This is a genomic window from Achromobacter sp. MYb9 (assembly GCF_002975275.1).
Classification (GTDB): domain Bacteria; phylum Pseudomonadota; class Gammaproteobacteria; order Burkholderiales; family Burkholderiaceae_B; genus Achromobacter.
Genome location: NZ_PCOQ01000002.1, coordinates 388616 through 402697 on the forward strand (window position 1 = coordinate 388616; position 14082 = coordinate 402697).

17 protein-coding genes are annotated in these 14082 nt (G+C 66.0%); 4 read left to right on the forward strand and 13 right to left on the reverse strand.

Annotated features, from left to right (window positions below; all coding sequences use genetic code 11):
* Positions 1-51 precede the first annotated feature (51 nt).
* From CQ050_RS06085 to CQ050_RS06100, 4 genes are all read right to left on the reverse strand, one after another.
* Positions 52-546 carry a peroxiredoxin gene (locus CQ050_RS06085; RefSeq protein WP_105555897.1) on the reverse strand — a complete coding sequence of 165 codons (495 nt, stop codon included), beginning with the start codon at positions 544-546 and terminating at the stop codon, positions 52-54.
* Positions 543-1283 carry a BON domain-containing protein gene (locus CQ050_RS06090; protein WP_105555898.1) on the reverse strand — a complete coding sequence of 247 codons (741 nt, stop codon included), beginning with the start codon at positions 1281-1283 and terminating at the stop codon, positions 543-545. Before CQ050_RS06090 ends, CQ050_RS06085 begins: the two co-directional genes overlap by 4 nt.
* A complete protein-coding gene (locus CQ050_RS06095; RefSeq protein WP_169274276.1) occupies positions 1280-1873 on the reverse strand; it encodes a phosphoheptose isomerase in 594 nt (197 codons plus the stop codon). Before CQ050_RS06095 ends, CQ050_RS06090 begins: the two co-directional genes overlap by 4 nt.
* A gap of 110 nt (positions 1874-1983) precedes the next feature.
* On the reverse strand, positions 1984-2466 hold the full coding sequence (locus CQ050_RS06100; RefSeq protein WP_105555900.1) for a YraN family protein: 483 nt from the start codon (positions 2464-2466) through the stop codon (positions 1984-1986).
* 65 nt (positions 2467-2531) lie between these two features.
* On the opposite strand from CQ050_RS06100, the gene rsmI reads away from it, so the two are divergent.
* Entirely contained in the window at positions 2532-3467 is a 936-nt protein-coding gene (rsmI, locus tag CQ050_RS06105) for a 16S rRNA (cytidine(1402)-2'-O)-methyltransferase (protein WP_105555901.1), read from the forward strand.
* A gap of 3 nt (positions 3468-3470) precedes the next feature.
* Positions 3471-4055, forward strand: coding sequence for a methylated-DNA--[protein]-cysteine S-methyltransferase (locus CQ050_RS06110; protein WP_105555902.1), 585 nt, complete (start codon positions 3471-3473; stop codon positions 4053-4055).
* A gap of 36 nt (positions 4056-4091) precedes the next feature.
* On the opposite strand, the gene CQ050_RS06115 is transcribed toward CQ050_RS06110, so the two are convergent.
* Together CQ050_RS06115 and rapZ are read right to left on the reverse strand one after the other, a co-directional pair.
* Positions 4092-5048 carry a septal ring lytic transglycosylase RlpA family protein gene (locus tag CQ050_RS06115; RefSeq protein WP_105555903.1) on the reverse strand — a complete coding sequence of 319 codons (957 nt, stop codon included), beginning with the start codon at positions 5046-5048 and terminating at the stop codon, positions 4092-4094.
* Positions 5045-5917 carry an RNase adapter RapZ gene (rapZ, locus tag CQ050_RS06120; protein ID WP_105555986.1) on the reverse strand — a complete coding sequence of 291 codons (873 nt, stop codon included), beginning with the start codon at positions 5915-5917 and terminating at the stop codon, positions 5045-5047. The genes CQ050_RS06115 and rapZ overlap by 4 nt, the downstream gene beginning before the upstream one ends.
* A 184-nt stretch (positions 5918-6101) precedes the next feature.
* Here rapZ and CQ050_RS06125 point away from each other — a divergent pair, with 184 nt between their 5' ends.
* The gene (locus CQ050_RS06125) at positions 6102-6860 is read left to right on the forward strand and encodes a c-type cytochrome (protein ID WP_105555904.1); all 759 of its coding nucleotides are present in this window, start codon (positions 6102-6104) and stop codon (positions 6858-6860) included.
* Between the two features lie 10 nt (positions 6861-6870).
* A complete protein-coding gene (locus CQ050_RS06130) occupies positions 6871-8154 on the forward strand; it encodes a cytochrome c (protein WP_105555905.1) in 1284 nt (427 codons plus the stop codon).
* A gap of 18 nt (positions 8155-8172) precedes the next feature.
* Here CQ050_RS06130 and CQ050_RS06135 read toward each other — a convergent pair whose 3' ends face one another.
* The 7 genes from CQ050_RS06135 to lptC all read right to left on the reverse strand — a co-directional run bounded on the left by CQ050_RS06135 (position 8173) and on the right by lptC (position 14078).
* On the reverse strand, positions 8173-9606 hold the full coding sequence (locus CQ050_RS06135) for a PLP-dependent aminotransferase family protein (RefSeq protein ID WP_105555906.1): 1434 nt from the start codon (positions 9604-9606) through the stop codon (positions 8173-8175).
* Between the two features lie 22 nt (positions 9607-9628).
* The gene (hprK, locus tag CQ050_RS06140) at positions 9629-10555 is read right to left on the reverse strand and encodes an HPr(Ser) kinase/phosphatase (RefSeq protein WP_006216298.1); all 927 of its coding nucleotides are present in this window, start codon (positions 10553-10555) and stop codon (positions 9629-9631) included.
* A gap of 20 nt (positions 10556-10575) precedes the next feature.
* Positions 10576-11031 carry a PTS sugar transporter subunit IIA gene (locus tag CQ050_RS06145; RefSeq protein WP_006224727.1) on the reverse strand — a complete coding sequence of 152 codons (456 nt, stop codon included), beginning with the start codon at positions 11029-11031 and terminating at the stop codon, positions 10576-10578.
* A gap of 378 nt (positions 11032-11409) precedes the next feature.
* A complete protein-coding gene (gene hpf / locus CQ050_RS06150; RefSeq protein ID WP_006216296.1) occupies positions 11410-11748 on the reverse strand; it encodes a ribosome hibernation-promoting factor, HPF/YfiA family in 339 nt (112 codons plus the stop codon).
* A 222-nt stretch (positions 11749-11970) separates the two neighbouring features.
* On the reverse strand, positions 11971-12765 hold the full coding sequence (lptB, locus tag CQ050_RS06155) for an LPS export ABC transporter ATP-binding protein (protein ID WP_105555907.1): 795 nt from the start codon (positions 12763-12765) through the stop codon (positions 11971-11973).
* A 33-nt stretch (positions 12766-12798) separates the two neighbouring features.
* Positions 12799-13449, reverse strand: a complete 651-nt coding sequence (lptA, locus tag CQ050_RS06160; RefSeq protein WP_105555908.1) for a lipopolysaccharide transport periplasmic protein LptA — start codon at positions 13447-13449, stop codon at positions 12799-12801.
* A complete protein-coding gene (gene lptC / locus CQ050_RS06165; RefSeq protein WP_105555909.1) occupies positions 13446-14078 on the reverse strand; it encodes an LPS export ABC transporter periplasmic protein LptC in 633 nt (210 codons plus the stop codon). The genes lptA and lptC overlap by 4 nt, the downstream gene beginning before the upstream one ends.
* Positions 14079-14082 lie beyond the last annotated feature (4 nt).

The window sequence follows — 14082 nt, forward strand, 5'->3', positions numbered from 1 at the left end:
TGAAAAAACCGCCCATCGGGCGGTTTTTTCATGGGGAGGCGGGCGGCGCGTCTAGCCGGCGGCCAGCGCCTTTTCCACGGTGGCGTGAAATTCGGCCACGTCGTATTCGCCCAGATAGCGCTTGATGATGTGTCCCTGCTTGTCGATCAGGAAGGCCGTGGGCGTCAGGCGGATGTCGCCGAAGGCGCGGGCGATGTCGCCCTTGGTGTCCAGCGCCACGGGGAAGGGCAGCTTGCGCTGTTCGGCGAAGTTCAGCACGAAGTTGGGCGGGTCGTAATCCATGGCGACGGCCACGGCCTCGTAGCCCTTGCTGGCGTACTGTTTATAGGCCGCGATGGTTTCGGGCATCTGCTTCACGCAGGTCACACAGCTGGTTGCCCAGAACTTGACCAGCACGACCTTGCCGCGCAAGTCCTGCATCGAGAAGGACTTGCCTTCCAGCGTGGTGAAGGTGACATCGGGCGCGGTCTGGGCGGGGCGCCAGACGAACCAGGCGCCGATGCCGACCGCGACCAGGACGGCCAGGGCTACGATGGCTTTTTTCATTTGATGGGCATGGCCTCTACGCCGTTGCTCGTGCCGGCCGCGTTGCCGCTGGGTGCTGCGCCGGCGCCGCTTTCAATGGGCGCCTTGGTTTCCGTGGATTGGTCCCGGGTGCTGCTGTTGGACAGCCGGATCGCTTCTTCCCGGCTGATGGTCTCGAACAGTTTAACCACCTTTGCGACGCCGCCGACGTCGGCCGTGGCATTCGCTGCGTAGTCGCCCTCGGCCTGCGTGACCTTGCCCATCAGATAGACGACGCTGTGGTCCGTCGTCAGTGCGATGGTGCCGGACGGCACGTACTTGGTGTTGATCAGCGCGGTCTTTACTTTAGAGGTCAGCCAGGTGTCGTTCGAGCGGGTGCCGAACGACGCGATCGGGCCCACGTTCAACTGGTTGATGACCTGTTTGACGTTTTCGATGCCCTGGGCGATGGCGGTGGCCTGGCTTTTTGCCTCTTCGGAGGGCACGTCGCCCGTCAGCAGCAGGTGGCCGCCGTAGGCCATCGCATTGACCCGGGCGGTATCGCCCAATTTCTGGGAAATCTGGCTTTGCGCCTTGAAGGCCATGTTCTGGTCTTCAAGCTGAGTGCCGGACGTGCGGCGGTCCGTGACCACGACCGCCGTGGTGGCGGCGGCGCCGCCTACGATCAGGGGCGCGCAGGCCGTCAGCGACAGCGCCGCGGTGGACAGGGCGGCCGCTAGCATCAGGGGGCGGACTGCGGTTCTGACGTCAGAAATCATTCAGTGTCTCCAAGCAGAAGAGCGTCGATGCCGTCGCACAGTGCGTGCAGCAGCAGAATATGGACTTCCTGGACCCGCATCGTGCGGTCGCTGGGAACACATAGATGGACGTCCATGGGCGTAATGAGTTCCCCCATGACGCCGCCGCCCTTGCCCGTCAGGGCAAGAACATGCATCTCGCGCGCGCTGGCGGCTTCCATGGCGCGGACCACGTTGGGGGAATTGCCGCTGGTGGAGATCGCCACCAGCACGTCTCCGGCCTGGCCGAAGGCGTTGACCTGGCGTTCGTAGATTTCATCGAAGCCGTAGTCGTTGCCGACTGCGGTGAGAATCGCGGTGTCGGTATTGAGCGCGATGCCCGCCAGCGGCAGGCGCTCGCGTTCGAAGCGGCCCACCAGTTCGGCGATGAAATGCTGCGCATCCGCGGCGGATCCGCCGTTGCCGCAAGCCAGAATCTTGCCGTTGTTCGCCAGGGCGCCGAATAGCACGTCCACCGCCACCGCCAGCGGTTCGGCCAGGACGTTCATACTTTGTTCGCACGCAGCCATGGCGTCGCGAAAGTGCGACGTCATACGAGAGGTCATATCCATGGCCGCGATTATCTCACGCGGCGGTCACCCTGTTCTGTCGATCCGTAACGACGCTGCGGCAGGACGTTACGGTGGCGTCCGGCCGGAGTTGTCCACGTCCGGCGTCGGCCTCAAGGCAGCAGGAAAGCGGCGCGCAGCCATTGAGGTTGGCCGGCGTCGAACACCACGGCGTCGAAGCGGGCCGGCGGCGGCGTGCCGTGCCAGTGCCGCCGGGTCAGTTCCGGCAACCATTGCGCGGCGGCGCGGGCCAGCCGGGCCTGCTTGTCGCGGCCGATGCTGGCCGCGGCGCCACCGTAGCGGGTTGGGCCGCGGGCCCGGACCTCCACGAACACCAGCGTGTCGCCGTCGCGCATGGCCAGGTCAATTTCGCCCGCCCGGGTCCAGAGGTTGCGGGCCAGCAGCACCAGGCCCTGGGCCAGCAGCAGGCGCAGCGCGGCGTCTTCATGGAAGTCGCCGCGGCGTTGCATGGGTGAGCGGCGCACGGGCGCGTCTTCCGGCGCGCCACGTGGCCGGGCGCGGCGGCGGCGCTTGTCCGCGCGGCGCCGCGCGGCCAGCGCCAGTTCGCAGGCCAGGCGCAGGGTGTCGTCCGTCATGGGGGCTCCGAAGGGGCGGGCATTGGCGGCTACACTGACATGGTTTTCCGTGTCAGTAGGCTGCAATGAATCAAAATGTCTCACCCCCGCCTGCCGGCGATGCCTGGAACCGCGTGGCTGAACGCGTGGCCGGGCAGCATTGGCCTGCGTCGACGTTGTACGTCGTGGCCACGCCGATCGGCAACCTGGGCGACCTGGGGCTGAGGGCCTGGCATGCCCTGCAACGCGCCGATGTGATCGCGGCCGAAGACACGCGGGCCAGCCGGACCTTGTTGGACGCCTGGGGCGTCAGCACGCCGCTCATGGCGGCCCACCGCCACAACGAGGCCGCCGCCGCGCAGGCCATCTGTGAACGCTTGGCGCAAGGCCAGCGCGTGGCGCTCGTGTCGGACGCGGGCGCGCCCGCCGTCAGCGATCCGGGCGCGCGCGTGGTGCGCGCCGTGCGCGAAGCGGGGTTCACCGTGGTGCCCGTGCCCGGTCCCAGCGCGGTGATTACGGCCCTGATGGGTAGCGGCGTCACCACCGACGAAAACCCGGCTTATGCCTTCGCCGGCTTTCCGCCGCCCAAGGCCGTGGCGCGCCAACGCTGGCTGCGTTCCTGGTGCGCCTTGCCGGCGCCGGTCGTCATGTTCGAGTCGCCGCACCGGTTGGCCGCCACCCTGGCCGATCTGCTGGAGGTCTGCGGCCCCGACCGCCAACTGACCGTCGCGCGCGAGCTCACCAAACGATTTGAAGAGATCGCTACCTTCACGCTGGGCGAGGCCGCAGGTTGGCTGGCCGCGGACTCGCATCGCGAACAGGGCGAATTCGTGTTGATTGCCCACGCGCAAGCCGGACAAGACGTCGACGAGGAAACCGACCCTCGCACGGACGTGCTGCTGGACGCGTTGCTGGAATCGATGTCGGTGCGCGACGCCACCCGCGTGGCTGCCAAGGTCACGGGCGTAGCGCGCGACGTGTTGTACAACCGGGCGCTGGCCCGCAAGAAGTCGTCGGAGTAAGGCATGGTGTATTCAACGGTCGTGGCGAACAAGCCCGCCGATCCCCTCGAACCGATCACCTATCGCGATATGCCCACGCCGCTGGGTGAAATGCGCCTGGTCGCCAGCCCCAAGGGCCTGCGCGGCGCGTGGTTCACTGACCAGGAACTGCTGCCGTCGGCCGAAGGCTGGACGCATTCCGAAACCGATCCCATCCTGGAGCAGGCGCGGCGCGAGCTGGACGAATGGTTCTTGGGCAAGCGCCGCGGCTTCGATGTGGCGCTTGATCCCGTGGGCACGACATTCCAGCACAAAGTCTGGCACGCGCTGTGCGCGCTGGATTTCGGCAAGCTCGCCAGCTATGGCGATCTGGCGCGCACCGTCGGGCGTCCGAAGGGCGCGCAGGCGGTGGGCGGCGCAGTGGGCCGCAACCCGATCATCATCATCATCCCCTGTCATCGCGTGATCGGCGCCGATACCTCGCTGACGGGCTTCGGTGGCGGCTTGCCGCGCAAGCAGGCGCTGCTGGCGCACGAAGGCAACCGGTATGTCAGCCGCAACGCGCGTGCGCGCCGCGTCTGCGACGGACAGGCCGAACTGCCCTGGTAAGTGCGGATAGGGGGCGGGTGTGACCCGCCGCCGTGCTTATTGCGCGGCGATGCTCGGCAGGATGCCGATTCGGTCCGACACCAGCTGCACGGCGTCCAAGGCGCTTTGCCGATCGGGGTAAGGCCCGATTCTGACCCGATACAGGTTGTTGGATTGTTCCACCTGCGCGGGCGGCGCGCCCGCCGTGCCCAACTGCGAATTGATGCGGGCGACGAGCGATTGCGCGTTGGCCGGCTGGCTGAACGCGCCCACTTGCAAATAGACCGTGCCCGCGCCGCCCGACGGGGTTTGGCGCACCGGCGCGGAGCCCGGGGCAGGGCCTGGCAGCGGCTCGGCTGTCAGCGCGACGGGCTCGGCGGCCACCGGCGCCAGCACGGGCAACGAGCCCGTGGCGGAAGCGGGTTCCGGCGCGGCCGGCGCGCCCTGCGAGGCCAGCCGGCGGATCTCCGCTTGCGGAATGCTCTCCACGACCACCTGGCCGCTGCCCGGCCCGATGATCCCCAGCTTGTACGCCGCGACATAGGACAGGTCCATGATCCGGTCGCTATGGAACGGCCCGCGGTCGTTCACGCGCACGACGATCGTCTTGCCGTTGACCAGGCTCGTGACGCGCGCATAGCTGGGGATGGGCAGCGTCGTATGGGCGGCCGTCATGGCGTACATGTCGTAGGACTCGCCGATGGACGTGGAATTGCCGTGGAATTTCTTGCCGTACCAGGACGCAATGCCGCGCTGCTTGTACGGTTGGCCGCTGGTGTCCGGCACATAGCGCTGGCCGAACACCACGTAGGGCCGGTTGGCGCCGCTGGCGTAGGGTTCGATGCGCGGCACCGCGTCGGGTATCTGGTCCAGGTTGGACGGCGGGTTGGCGTCCGGGCCGTCGTCCTTGTAATAACCGCCGCCCTTTTTGCGTCCACCGGTGGATGAGCATCCCGCCACGGCAATGGCCAGCAGCAACATCAGGATAAGGTGGAGCGGGCGGGACAGGATCATGCGGATTCGGTGGGCAATTGGTTGCGGTGGCGCACCAGCAGGGGGTCGTGATCGGCGAAGCGCAGGGCCAATTGCTCGACCACATAGACCGAGCGGTGCTGGCCGCCCGTGCAGCCGATCGCCACGGTCAGGTAGTTGCGGGTGTCTTGCGTGTACTGCGGCAGCCAGCGGTTCAGGAAACCGGCGATATCGTCGATCATCTGCCCGACCTGCTCATACCCCGCCAGCCACGTGGCCACGGGTTCGTCGCGGCCAGTCAGCGGGCGCAGGTTGCGGTCGTAATGGGGGTTGGGCAGGCAGCGCACGTCGAACACCAGATCGGCGTCGCCGGGCACGCCGCGCTTGTAGGCGAAGGATTCGAACGTCAGCACCAACGGCGCCCGGTCGGCCTGGATCAGGTCGCGCACCCAGGCGCGCAATTGGCCGGGCGTCAGGTCGGACGTGTCGATCACGTGTTCCTGCTCGCGCAGCGGCGCCAGCAGTTCGCGCTCCAGCGCGATGCAGTCGGTGAGCGACGGCGCGGTGCCGCCGCGCTGCAGGCGGTCGGTCAGCGGATGGCGGCGCCGGGATTCCGAGTAGCGTTGCACCAGCGTCGAGGTGTTGGCGTCCAGGAACACCACGCGCAGGCTGGTGCCCATGGCGCGCAGGGCCGTGACCACGTCGGGCAGCTCTGCCAGTTCGCCGGGGGACCGGACATCGATGGCGACGGCAACGCGCTCCAGGCCGTCATCCCGCGCGTTGGCGATGAACTCGGTCAGGAAGCGGACGGGCAGGTTGTCGACGCAGGTGTAGCTGGCATCTTCAAGCATGCGCAGGGCAACGGATTTGCCTGAGCCTGAGATGCCGGTGACAAGGACGACTTTCAACATGGACATGATTGTGGCACGCTTTTCCAGGACGATGCCGGCGGGATGGCATCTGGTATGGCCGTAAACTGGGAATCTGCGCCTGTACCGTTTCGTGTGCCCTGGCGTAAGCTTGGGGCCGGATACTTGATCGATTCACTTACGCGCCCCGCCGTCATGCGTTTCGGGGGATTGGAATTCGACCTAGATGTTAGCCCTCATTTCGTTTTGTAGTGTTTCACTGCCGCGGTTTGGGGCGATTTTCCGCGTGATGCCGGCAGCTGTTGTTGTCTTTATGGCAACGTCCGTCCTGGCGCAGCCTGCCGCTCCCGACACATTGCGCCCCGACACCATGGCGGCCCGGGTCGCGGCCTGTACGGCCTGCCATGGCGCGCAGGGCAAGGCCGGCACCGACGGCTATTACCCGCGCCTGGCCGGCAAGCCGCAGGACTACCTGTATCACCAATTGTTGAATTTTCGGGACGACCGCCGCCAGTACCGCCCCATGGCGCATCTGCTGGCCGGCCTGCCCGACGACTACCTGCGCGAGATGGCCGCGTATTTTTCCCAGCAGCATGTGCCGTATCCGCCGCCGACGCGCGCGCAGGTGTCCAACGCCACGATGGAAGCCGGCCGCACGCTGGCCTTGCACGGCGACGCTGCCCGCGGCCTGCCCGCCTGTGCTTCCTGTCACGGCGCCGCCCTCAGCGGCCTGATGCCGGCCATCCCCGGTCTGCTGGGCTTGCCGCGCGACTACATCGGTTCGCAGATCGGCAGCTGGAAGAACGGCCTGCGCCGCGCCGCCGCGCCGGACTGCATGGCCGATATCGCCAACAAGCTCACTCCCACCGACATCGGCGCCCTGGCGGCGTGGCTGTCGTCGCAACCGGTCGTCGAGCCCTATGCGCCCGAGGCCGCCGGATCGCTGCGCCTGCCTGCGGAATGCGGCAGCCAGGCTCAACGCTGAAGGGCGCCCGATGAAATTGCTGAAGAGAATTCTCTGTGCATTGTTGCTGGCCGTGGTGGTTACCGCGGGCGCCCTGTATTGGCTGGGCACGCGTGATGACTCCAGCACCGGGCCCGCCGCGGCGCCCGCCGACGCCTCCACGCTGATCGAGCGCGGGCGCTATCTGGCGCTGGCGGGCAATTGCATGGCCTGTCACACCAGCCGGGGCGGCAAGGCGCTGGCGGGCGGCACGCCCATCCCGACGCCGTTCGGCACCGTGTTCGGCCCGAACATTACCCCCGACGACAAGACCGGCATCGGCACGTGGACCGCCGATGACTTCTGGCAGGCGCTGCATAACGGCAAATCGAAAGACGGCACGTTGCTGTATCCCGCCTTTCCGTACACGGAATACACGCGGGTCACGCGCGCCGACGCCGATGCGCTCTATGCCTATCTGCGCAGCGTGGCGCCCGTCAGCCAGCCCAATCGCCCACCCGAATTGGACTTCCCGTACGACCAGCGCGCCTTACTGGCCGCATGGCGCGCGCTGTACTTCAAGCCCGGCGTGCGGGAAACCGACGCGAGCCAGTCGGTGCAGTGGAACCGCGGGCGCTATCTGGTCGAAGGGGTGGGGCACTGCGCGGCCTGCCATACGCCACGCAACAGCCTGGGTGCGACGCGCGCGTCGGCGTCCCTGACCGGTGGCGTCATTCCCGTGCTGGACTGGTATGCCCCGCCGCTGACCAACGACATGCAGACGGGCATGGGTCGCTGGACGGCGGCCGATATCGCGGCCTTGCTCAAGACCGGCATTTCCGCGCATTCCAGCGCTAGTGGACCGATGGCCGAAGTGGTGCTGGGCAGCACGCAGCACCTGACCGACGACGATGCGTTGGCGATCGGGGTCTACATCAAGTCGCTGCCAGCCACGCCGGCCTCCACGCCGCGCCAGCAGGTGGCGGCCGCGCCGGCTGTGATGGAGCTGGGCAGCAAGATCTACGAACAACAGTGCGCGCAGTGCCATCAGTCGAAAGGCGAGGGAAGCGGCACGGCCTGGCCTGCGCTGGCGGGCAACCCCACGGTGACGGCGCCGTCGCCCGTCAACGTGATCCGCATGGTGCTGGATGGCGGCTATGCGCCGGCGACGGCGGCCAACCCCCGGCCGCACGGCATGCCGCCGTTCGGGCAGATCCTGAATGACAACGACATCGCCATGCTGGTGTCGTACCTGCGCAATAGCTGGGGCAACGAGGCCGGCGGCGTCACGGCGCTTGAGGTCAAACGGGCGCGCGCGGCCTCGACGTTGAACTGACGTTGCCTTGACGGCGCGCTAGCGCGGCCGGACCGCCTGCGCGCAGGCTTGCCGCGCCAGGGCCCCCAGCGTTTGGATGGCGGTGTCGTGCGCAGCGTCCCAGGGGTGCCCATAGTTCAGGCGCACGGCGCTGGCGAACTGGCCGCTTGCCGAAAATATCGGGCCGGGCGCCACGCTGATGCCGCGCGCCAGCGCATCGCGATGCAAGGCCAGCGCATCCACCGCTGCGGGCAACTCCAGCCACAGGAAAAATCCTCCCTGCGGACGCGTCACGCGCGTGCCGGCGGGGAACTCGCGCGCAATCGCATCGGCCATGCGTTCTTGCTGCGCCTGCAGCGTTTCGCGTAGCCGGCGCAGATGGCGGTCGTAGCCGCCTTGTTCCAGGTACTCGGCGATCGCACCCTGCGCGGGGCCCGACGCGGACAGCGTGGACGTCAACTTCAAGCGCTGCACGCGCTGCGCGTAGCGGCCGGCGGATACCCAGCCGATGCGGTAGCCAGGCGCCAGGCATTTGGAAAACGACGAGCAATGCAGCACCAGCCCCTGCTTGTCGTAGGCTTTGGCGGGCACCGGCCGCGCAGCGCCAAAATACAGTTCACCGTAGACGTCGTCTTCGATCAGCGGGATGTCGTGGCGCGCCAGCAATTCCACCAATTGCCGCTTCCTGTCGTCCGGCATCAGGCTGCCCAGCGGGTTCTGGAATTGCGTCATCAGCCAGCAGGCCTTGGGGGCGTGCCGCTGGATGGCGGCTTCCATCGCGTCCAGGTCGATGCCGGTACGCGGATGGGTCGGCACTTCCAGCGCCTTGAGCCCCTGTCGTTCAAGTGCCTGCAATGCGCCGTAGAACGTGGGCGCTTCGACGATCACGGTATCGCCCGGCTGGGTGACAGCTTGCAGGCACAGGTTCAGCGCTTCCAGCGCGCCGTTGGTCACCACGATGTCGCTGGCGGGCACGTTGATGCCGCCGATCAGGTAGCGCAACGCGATCTGCCGTCGCAGGCCCGGATTGCCAGGGCTCAAGTCTTCGACGGTATCCAGGGGATCGTGGCGCTTCAGGTGCGTGGCCATCGCTTGCGCCAGCCGCGCCAGCGGAAACAGCAATGGCGAGGGAAAGGCGGACCCCAATGGCGTCACGTCGCGGTTGCGCACGGACCCCAGGATGTCGAAGATGCGTTCGCTGATCGCGAGTTCGGTGGACTCGCCGTCGGGGCTGGATGCGCCTGGTTCGGGGGGAAGGGATTCCGCGGGGGCGTGCACGTAGTAGCCCGAGCGTGGCTGCGCACGGATGAGGCCGCGCGCTTCCAGCAGGTAGTACGCCTGGAATACCGTGGAAGGGCTGACGCCCCGGGCCGCACAGGCATCGCGCACGGACGGCAGTTTGTCGCCGACACGCAATACGCCATCCGCGATCGATTTGGCGATCTCGGCGGCCAGGGTTTCGTACAGGCTCACGGTGCCGCGTGGCGACGCGCGTTCATTTACTGCTTTGCAGGATCGCCATGGCCTGGCGTTCCATGAACTCGCCCAGCGTATCGATACCGCGCAACTTGAGTATCGTGTTGCGCACGGCGGCTTCGACCAGCACGGCCAGGTTGCGGCCGGCGGCCACTTGCAGCATCACCTTGCGCACGGGCAGGCCCAGCATGTCTTGCGTGATGTCTTGCAGCGGCAGCCGTTCGAACTTGTCTTGCGCGGTGGCGCGCACCAGATGCACGATCAGTTTCAAGCGCATCTTCCGGCGCACCGAGGTTTCGCCGAAGATGGTGCGGATGTCGAGCAAGCCCAGGCCGCGCACTTCCAGCAGGTTCTGCAGCAGTTGCGGGCAGTGGCCTTCGATCATGTTGGGCGCGGTGCGCGAGAATTCCACGGCGTCGTCGGCCACCAGGCCGTGCCCGCGTGAAATCAGTTCCAGCGCCAGTTCGCTTTTGCCCAGGCCGGACTCGCCGGTGATCAGCACGCCCAGGCCCAGCACGTCGAGGAATACGCCGTGCACCGTGGTGGTGGGCGCAAGCTTCTTGCCGAGGTAGATGCGCAGCAGGTCGATCAACTGGGCGGCGGCCACGGGGGTGGACAGCAGCGGAACCTGATGCTGGTCGCATTGGTCGACCAGGTCTTGCGGCGGCGTCAGGCCGTCGGCCAGCAGGATGGCGGGCACGCCGCCGATCAGCAGCTCGTCCATGTGGTGCATGCGGCGGCGCAGGTCGAAGCGCGTGTAGTACGCCAGTTCTTCCTGCCCGAACACCTGGATGCGCGAGGGGTGGATCAGGTTCAAGTGGCCGACGAGGTCGGCGGCCGCCATGCCGTCATCGGGAATTGCGCGGTCCGCGGCGCCTTGGCCCGAGATCCAGTTGAAGGGGATTTTGTCGGCGTTGTCGTCGACGAGTTCCTGCACCGTGAGCATGGCAGCGTTTCCGCGGAGGGTCAGAGTTGGCCGGTCGTGAGCATCTTGTGGACGATGGCCGGATCGGCCTCCGTGGCCAGGGCCTCGCGCAATGCCTTGTTGGACATCAGTTGAGCGAGTTCGGCCAGGATGTCCAGGTGCTGCTGGGTGGCCGTTTCCGGCACCAGCAGGCAGAGCAGCATCGACACCGGTTGCCCGTCGGGCGCGTCGAAGGTGATGGGCTGCGCCAGGCGGATGAATGCCGCCAGCGCCTGCTCCAAGCCCTTCACGCGGCCATGGGGAACGGCAACGCCCTGCCCAAGGGCAGTGGAGCCTAGGCGTTCCCGGGCAAACAGGCTGTCGAACACGAGCGCACGCGCCAGGCCATGGTTGTTTTCAAAGAGAAGGCCGGCTTGTTCGAATGCTCGTTTCTTGCTCGTTGCGAGCATATCGAGCACGACGTTGCCGGCGGGTAGGATGCGCGACAAATGATTCATCGGATCATTATATGGTTATATGACGCAGTGCAATAAATTGGCCTCGCGCCGTGCCCATAGTGTGGGCGGACGGCCGTACGGCAAGAGCGACAGCATAGACTGATCGCGCCGGATTGTGGGCATTCCAGGGGGCGAAGGTGTTTTCAAAAGCGCCAATAGGGTGCGAAAAGCCGGAAATCCACTACGCAACGAGGCTTCTCCGGAAGAAACCGAAGATTCAGGGACAAAGCTCTTGGGGGAGTCACGCGGAAGGGGGAGTGCGGGGACTTTTGCCGATGCCCCGGCTGGACTGACGTCTAGCGGGACACCGGGACTTAGGCAGGATTTCTAGAATCGCTGTTTAGCTTGATCGCCCAGGGCGAGTGATCATGAAGCGCATTACTGCTGGGGTGGCGAGAGGCTCGCCGCTTGCCGCTTCACGGACTCCGCTGAGTGACTTCGTACCTTGTCCTTGTGCTTGATGACCTGACGGTCGACTTTGTCAGCAAGAAGGTCTATGGCTGCATAGAGATTTTCATCGGTTGCTTCACAATGAATGTCTTTACCGCTAAGACGCATGGTGATTTCGGCTCTATGCCGCAGGGGCTCTACTGAGAGCATGACCTGGGTATCGATGACGTGATCGAAATGCCGCAGCACTCGCGCCAATTTGTTCATGACATATTCCCGGATTGCCGGGGTGACGTCGAGGTGACGACCGCAGATGCTCAGGTTCATAGCGTGCTCTCCTTCTAAAAGAGAAAAATGGGTGCGCAAAATGCGCGGTGAGGTCGTTAGGCGTTCTCCTTTATTTGGGTGGTTCGTTAAGTACTAGTGTATAGACTCGGGCCGATAAAACAAGCTGACCTAGCGCAAGAACATGGCATTTTTATGGCGGAGTCCCAGGGGAGTATCCCTCCTTGCCCGCAGGGGGCCTAGGGGTCTTCCCCAGGGTGCCAGTTACATGCGGAAGTGCTCGCCCAGATAGACGCGGCGCACGGCCGGATCGCCCACGATTTCGTCGGGGTGGCCGTCGGTCAGCACTTTGCCTTCGCTGATGATGTAGGCGCGGTCGCAGATGCCCAGCGTTTCGCGCACGTTGTGGTCGGTGATCAGCACGCCGATGCCGCGGCCCTTCAGGAACCGGACGATGCGCTGGATTTCGATGACGGCGATGGGGTCCACGCCGGCGAAGGGCTCATCCAGCAGGATGAAGCGCGGGCTGGTCGCCAGCGCGCGCGCGATTTCCACGCGGCGGCGTTCGCCGCCCGACAGCGAGATCGCGGCATTGCTGCGGATATGGCCGATCTGGAGCTCTTCCAGCAAGGCTTCCATCTGCTCGTTGATCTTGGGCGTGGAAAGCGCACGGCCGTCTGCGTCGACCTGCAATTCCAGCACGGCGCGGATGTTCTGTTCCACCGTCAGCCGACGGAACACGGAGGCGTCCTGCGGCAGGTACGACAGGCCCATGCGCGCGCGCTTGTGGATCGGCATTGCCGTGATGACCGAGCCGTCGATTTCGATGCGGCCGGCATCCGCGGGCACCAGGCCCACGATCATGTAGAAGCTGGTGGTCTTGCCGGCGCCGTTGGGGCCAAGCAGGCCGACGACTTCGCCGCTGACGACGGACAGGGACACGTCCTGCACCACGGTCCGGCCGTTATAGGTCTTGCGCAAACCGGTTGCGCGCAGGCTGCCCTGCTTGACCCCCGAGGGGGCGGAGGTCACGGGGGTCGGCACAGAAGGTTGGTTCATCGTGGCTGCGAGTGGTGTTGCATGGGGGGCGGCTTAGCGCCCTTTCTTGGCGGCTTGTTGCTTGCGGCATTCGGCGACCGCCGCGTCCGACTTGGCGCGGGGTTCGGCGACCGAGCGGACGCGTCCGCCAGCGGCTGCGGAATTGGGGCCGCCTTGGGCTTCGTACGTGCCGGTTTTCTCGTTGTAGCGTACCCGTTCGCCGCGAATCGTGTCGAACGGTTTGCCACAGACATAACGGACGACCACGGCTTGGCCGATCAGGTCGAAGGTGTTCTTGGTGCCGTCGTATTCGGCGCGCAGCCCCTTGCCTTCGATCAGTTCGAAGGTCTCGGGACGTTCCTGGCGGATGGTCACGACTTTGCCTTTGTTGGCCGTCGCCGTGCCGTATTGGCCGCCCTGGGCGTCCTCGTGCATTTCCAGCGTATCGGAGGTCAGCGTCATGAGGCCGCGCGTCATGTTGACGTTGCCCGTGAAGACGCTTTGCTTTTTCACGTCGTCATAGTGCAGGGTGTCCGACAGGATCAGCGTGCTGGGCTCCTCGGCGGGGGTTGCCGCCTTGCTGGCGCCGGCTGCGGGCTTGGGCGCGGCGTCCTGGGCGTGGGCCGGCGCAAGCACCGAAGCCGTCAGCAGGACCGCGCCGAGCAGGCGGGTCGTCGGGGCAAGGAGAATCCGGAGGTCGGTCATGGCTTTTTCTGGTCAGAGTTGTTGGCGGGTATCTCGGTCCGGCGTTGTTGCCTGCCTTCGGAACCGGAGATCTCGACGTCCGTCGACGCGGATACCTGCAATTGGCGTGTTTTGTTGTTGTAGTGCATGCCCTTGCCGTTCATGCGCGAACGGCCCTTGATCACCTCGGCGGGCAGATCCGTGAAAACCACATCTTCGTCCGGCAGGATGATCAACTGCTGGCTGCGCACGTCCAGCACGTCGTTGTTGGCGTCGGGCTGGCGATGCACGTGCGCGTCGCCGTTCATGACGATGCGCTTGCCGCCTTGCTCCATCACGGCGGTCTTCGAGACGCCCACCGTGATCGGGTTGGCTTCGCGTTGGCCCACCGCGCGCGGCGCGGTGATGTGGTACGAGTCATCGTCCGGAAAGTGTTCGGCGTATTCGCCTTCCAGCCGGTTGATGGGGCGTCCCGACGGATCGGTGCGCAGCATCACGAAATCGCGTGACCACGCGTCCATCTCGTGCGTGAGGCGCCGCGGCGGGTCCACCTGGATGGCGCGCTGCGCGTAATCGGCCGCCCACCACGAACTGGTGACGAGCACCAGCAGGAGGAACAGCGCGATCAGTGAAGGGAAACGTTCTTTCATCAGG

Excerpts from the sequence above, each read along its gene's own strand:
- CQ050_RS06085 (WP_105555897.1), bottom strand. The coding sequence starts at position 546 with ATGAAAAAAGCCATCGTAGCCCTGGCCGTCCTGGTCGCGGTCGGCATC.
- CQ050_RS06090 (WP_105555898.1), bottom strand. The coding sequence starts at position 1,283 with ATGATTTCTGACGTCAGAACCGCAGTCCGCCCCCTGATGCTAGCGGCC.
- CQ050_RS06095 (WP_169274276.1), bottom strand. The coding sequence starts at position 1,873 with ATGGATATGACCTCTCGTATGACGTCGCACTTTCGCGACGCCATGGCT.
- CQ050_RS06100 (WP_105555900.1), bottom strand. The coding sequence starts at position 2,466 with ATGACGGACGACACCCTGCGCCTGGCCTGCGAACTGGCGCTGGCCGCG.
- rsmI (WP_105555901.1), top strand. The coding sequence starts at position 2,532 with ATGAATCAAAATGTCTCACCCCCGCCTGCCGGCGATGCCTGGAACCGC.
- CQ050_RS06110 (WP_105555902.1), top strand. The coding sequence starts at position 3,471 with ATGGTGTATTCAACGGTCGTGGCGAACAAGCCCGCCGATCCCCTCGAA.
- CQ050_RS06115 (WP_105555903.1), bottom strand. The coding sequence starts at position 5,048 with ATGATCCTGTCCCGCCCGCTCCACCTTATCCTGATGTTGCTGCTGGCC.
- rapZ (WP_105555986.1), bottom strand. The coding sequence starts at position 5,917 with ATGTTGAAAGTCGTCCTTGTCACCGGCATCTCAGGCTCAGGCAAATCC.
- CQ050_RS06125 (WP_105555904.1), top strand. The coding sequence starts at position 6,102 with ATGTTAGCCCTCATTTCGTTTTGTAGTGTTTCACTGCCGCGGTTTGGG.
- CQ050_RS06130 (WP_105555905.1), top strand. The coding sequence starts at position 6,871 with ATGAAATTGCTGAAGAGAATTCTCTGTGCATTGTTGCTGGCCGTGGTG.
- hprK (WP_006216298.1), bottom strand. The coding sequence starts at position 10,555 with ATGCTCACGGTGCAGGAACTCGTCGACGACAACGCCGACAAAATCCCC.
- CQ050_RS06145 (WP_006224727.1), bottom strand. The coding sequence starts at position 11,031 with ATGAATCATTTGTCGCGCATCCTACCCGCCGGCAACGTCGTGCTCGAT.
- hpf (WP_006216296.1), bottom strand. The coding sequence starts at position 11,748 with ATGAACCTGAGCATCTGCGGTCGTCACCTCGACGTCACCCCGGCAATC.
- lptB (WP_105555907.1), bottom strand. The coding sequence starts at position 12,765 with ATGAACCAACCTTCTGTGCCGACCCCCGTGACCTCCGCCCCCTCGGGG.
- lptA (WP_105555908.1), bottom strand. The coding sequence starts at position 13,449 with ATGACCGACCTCCGGATTCTCCTTGCCCCGACGACCCGCCTGCTCGGC.
- lptC (WP_105555909.1), bottom strand. The coding sequence starts at position 14,078 with ATGAAAGAACGTTTCCCTTCACTGATCGCGCTGTTCCTCCTGCTGGTG.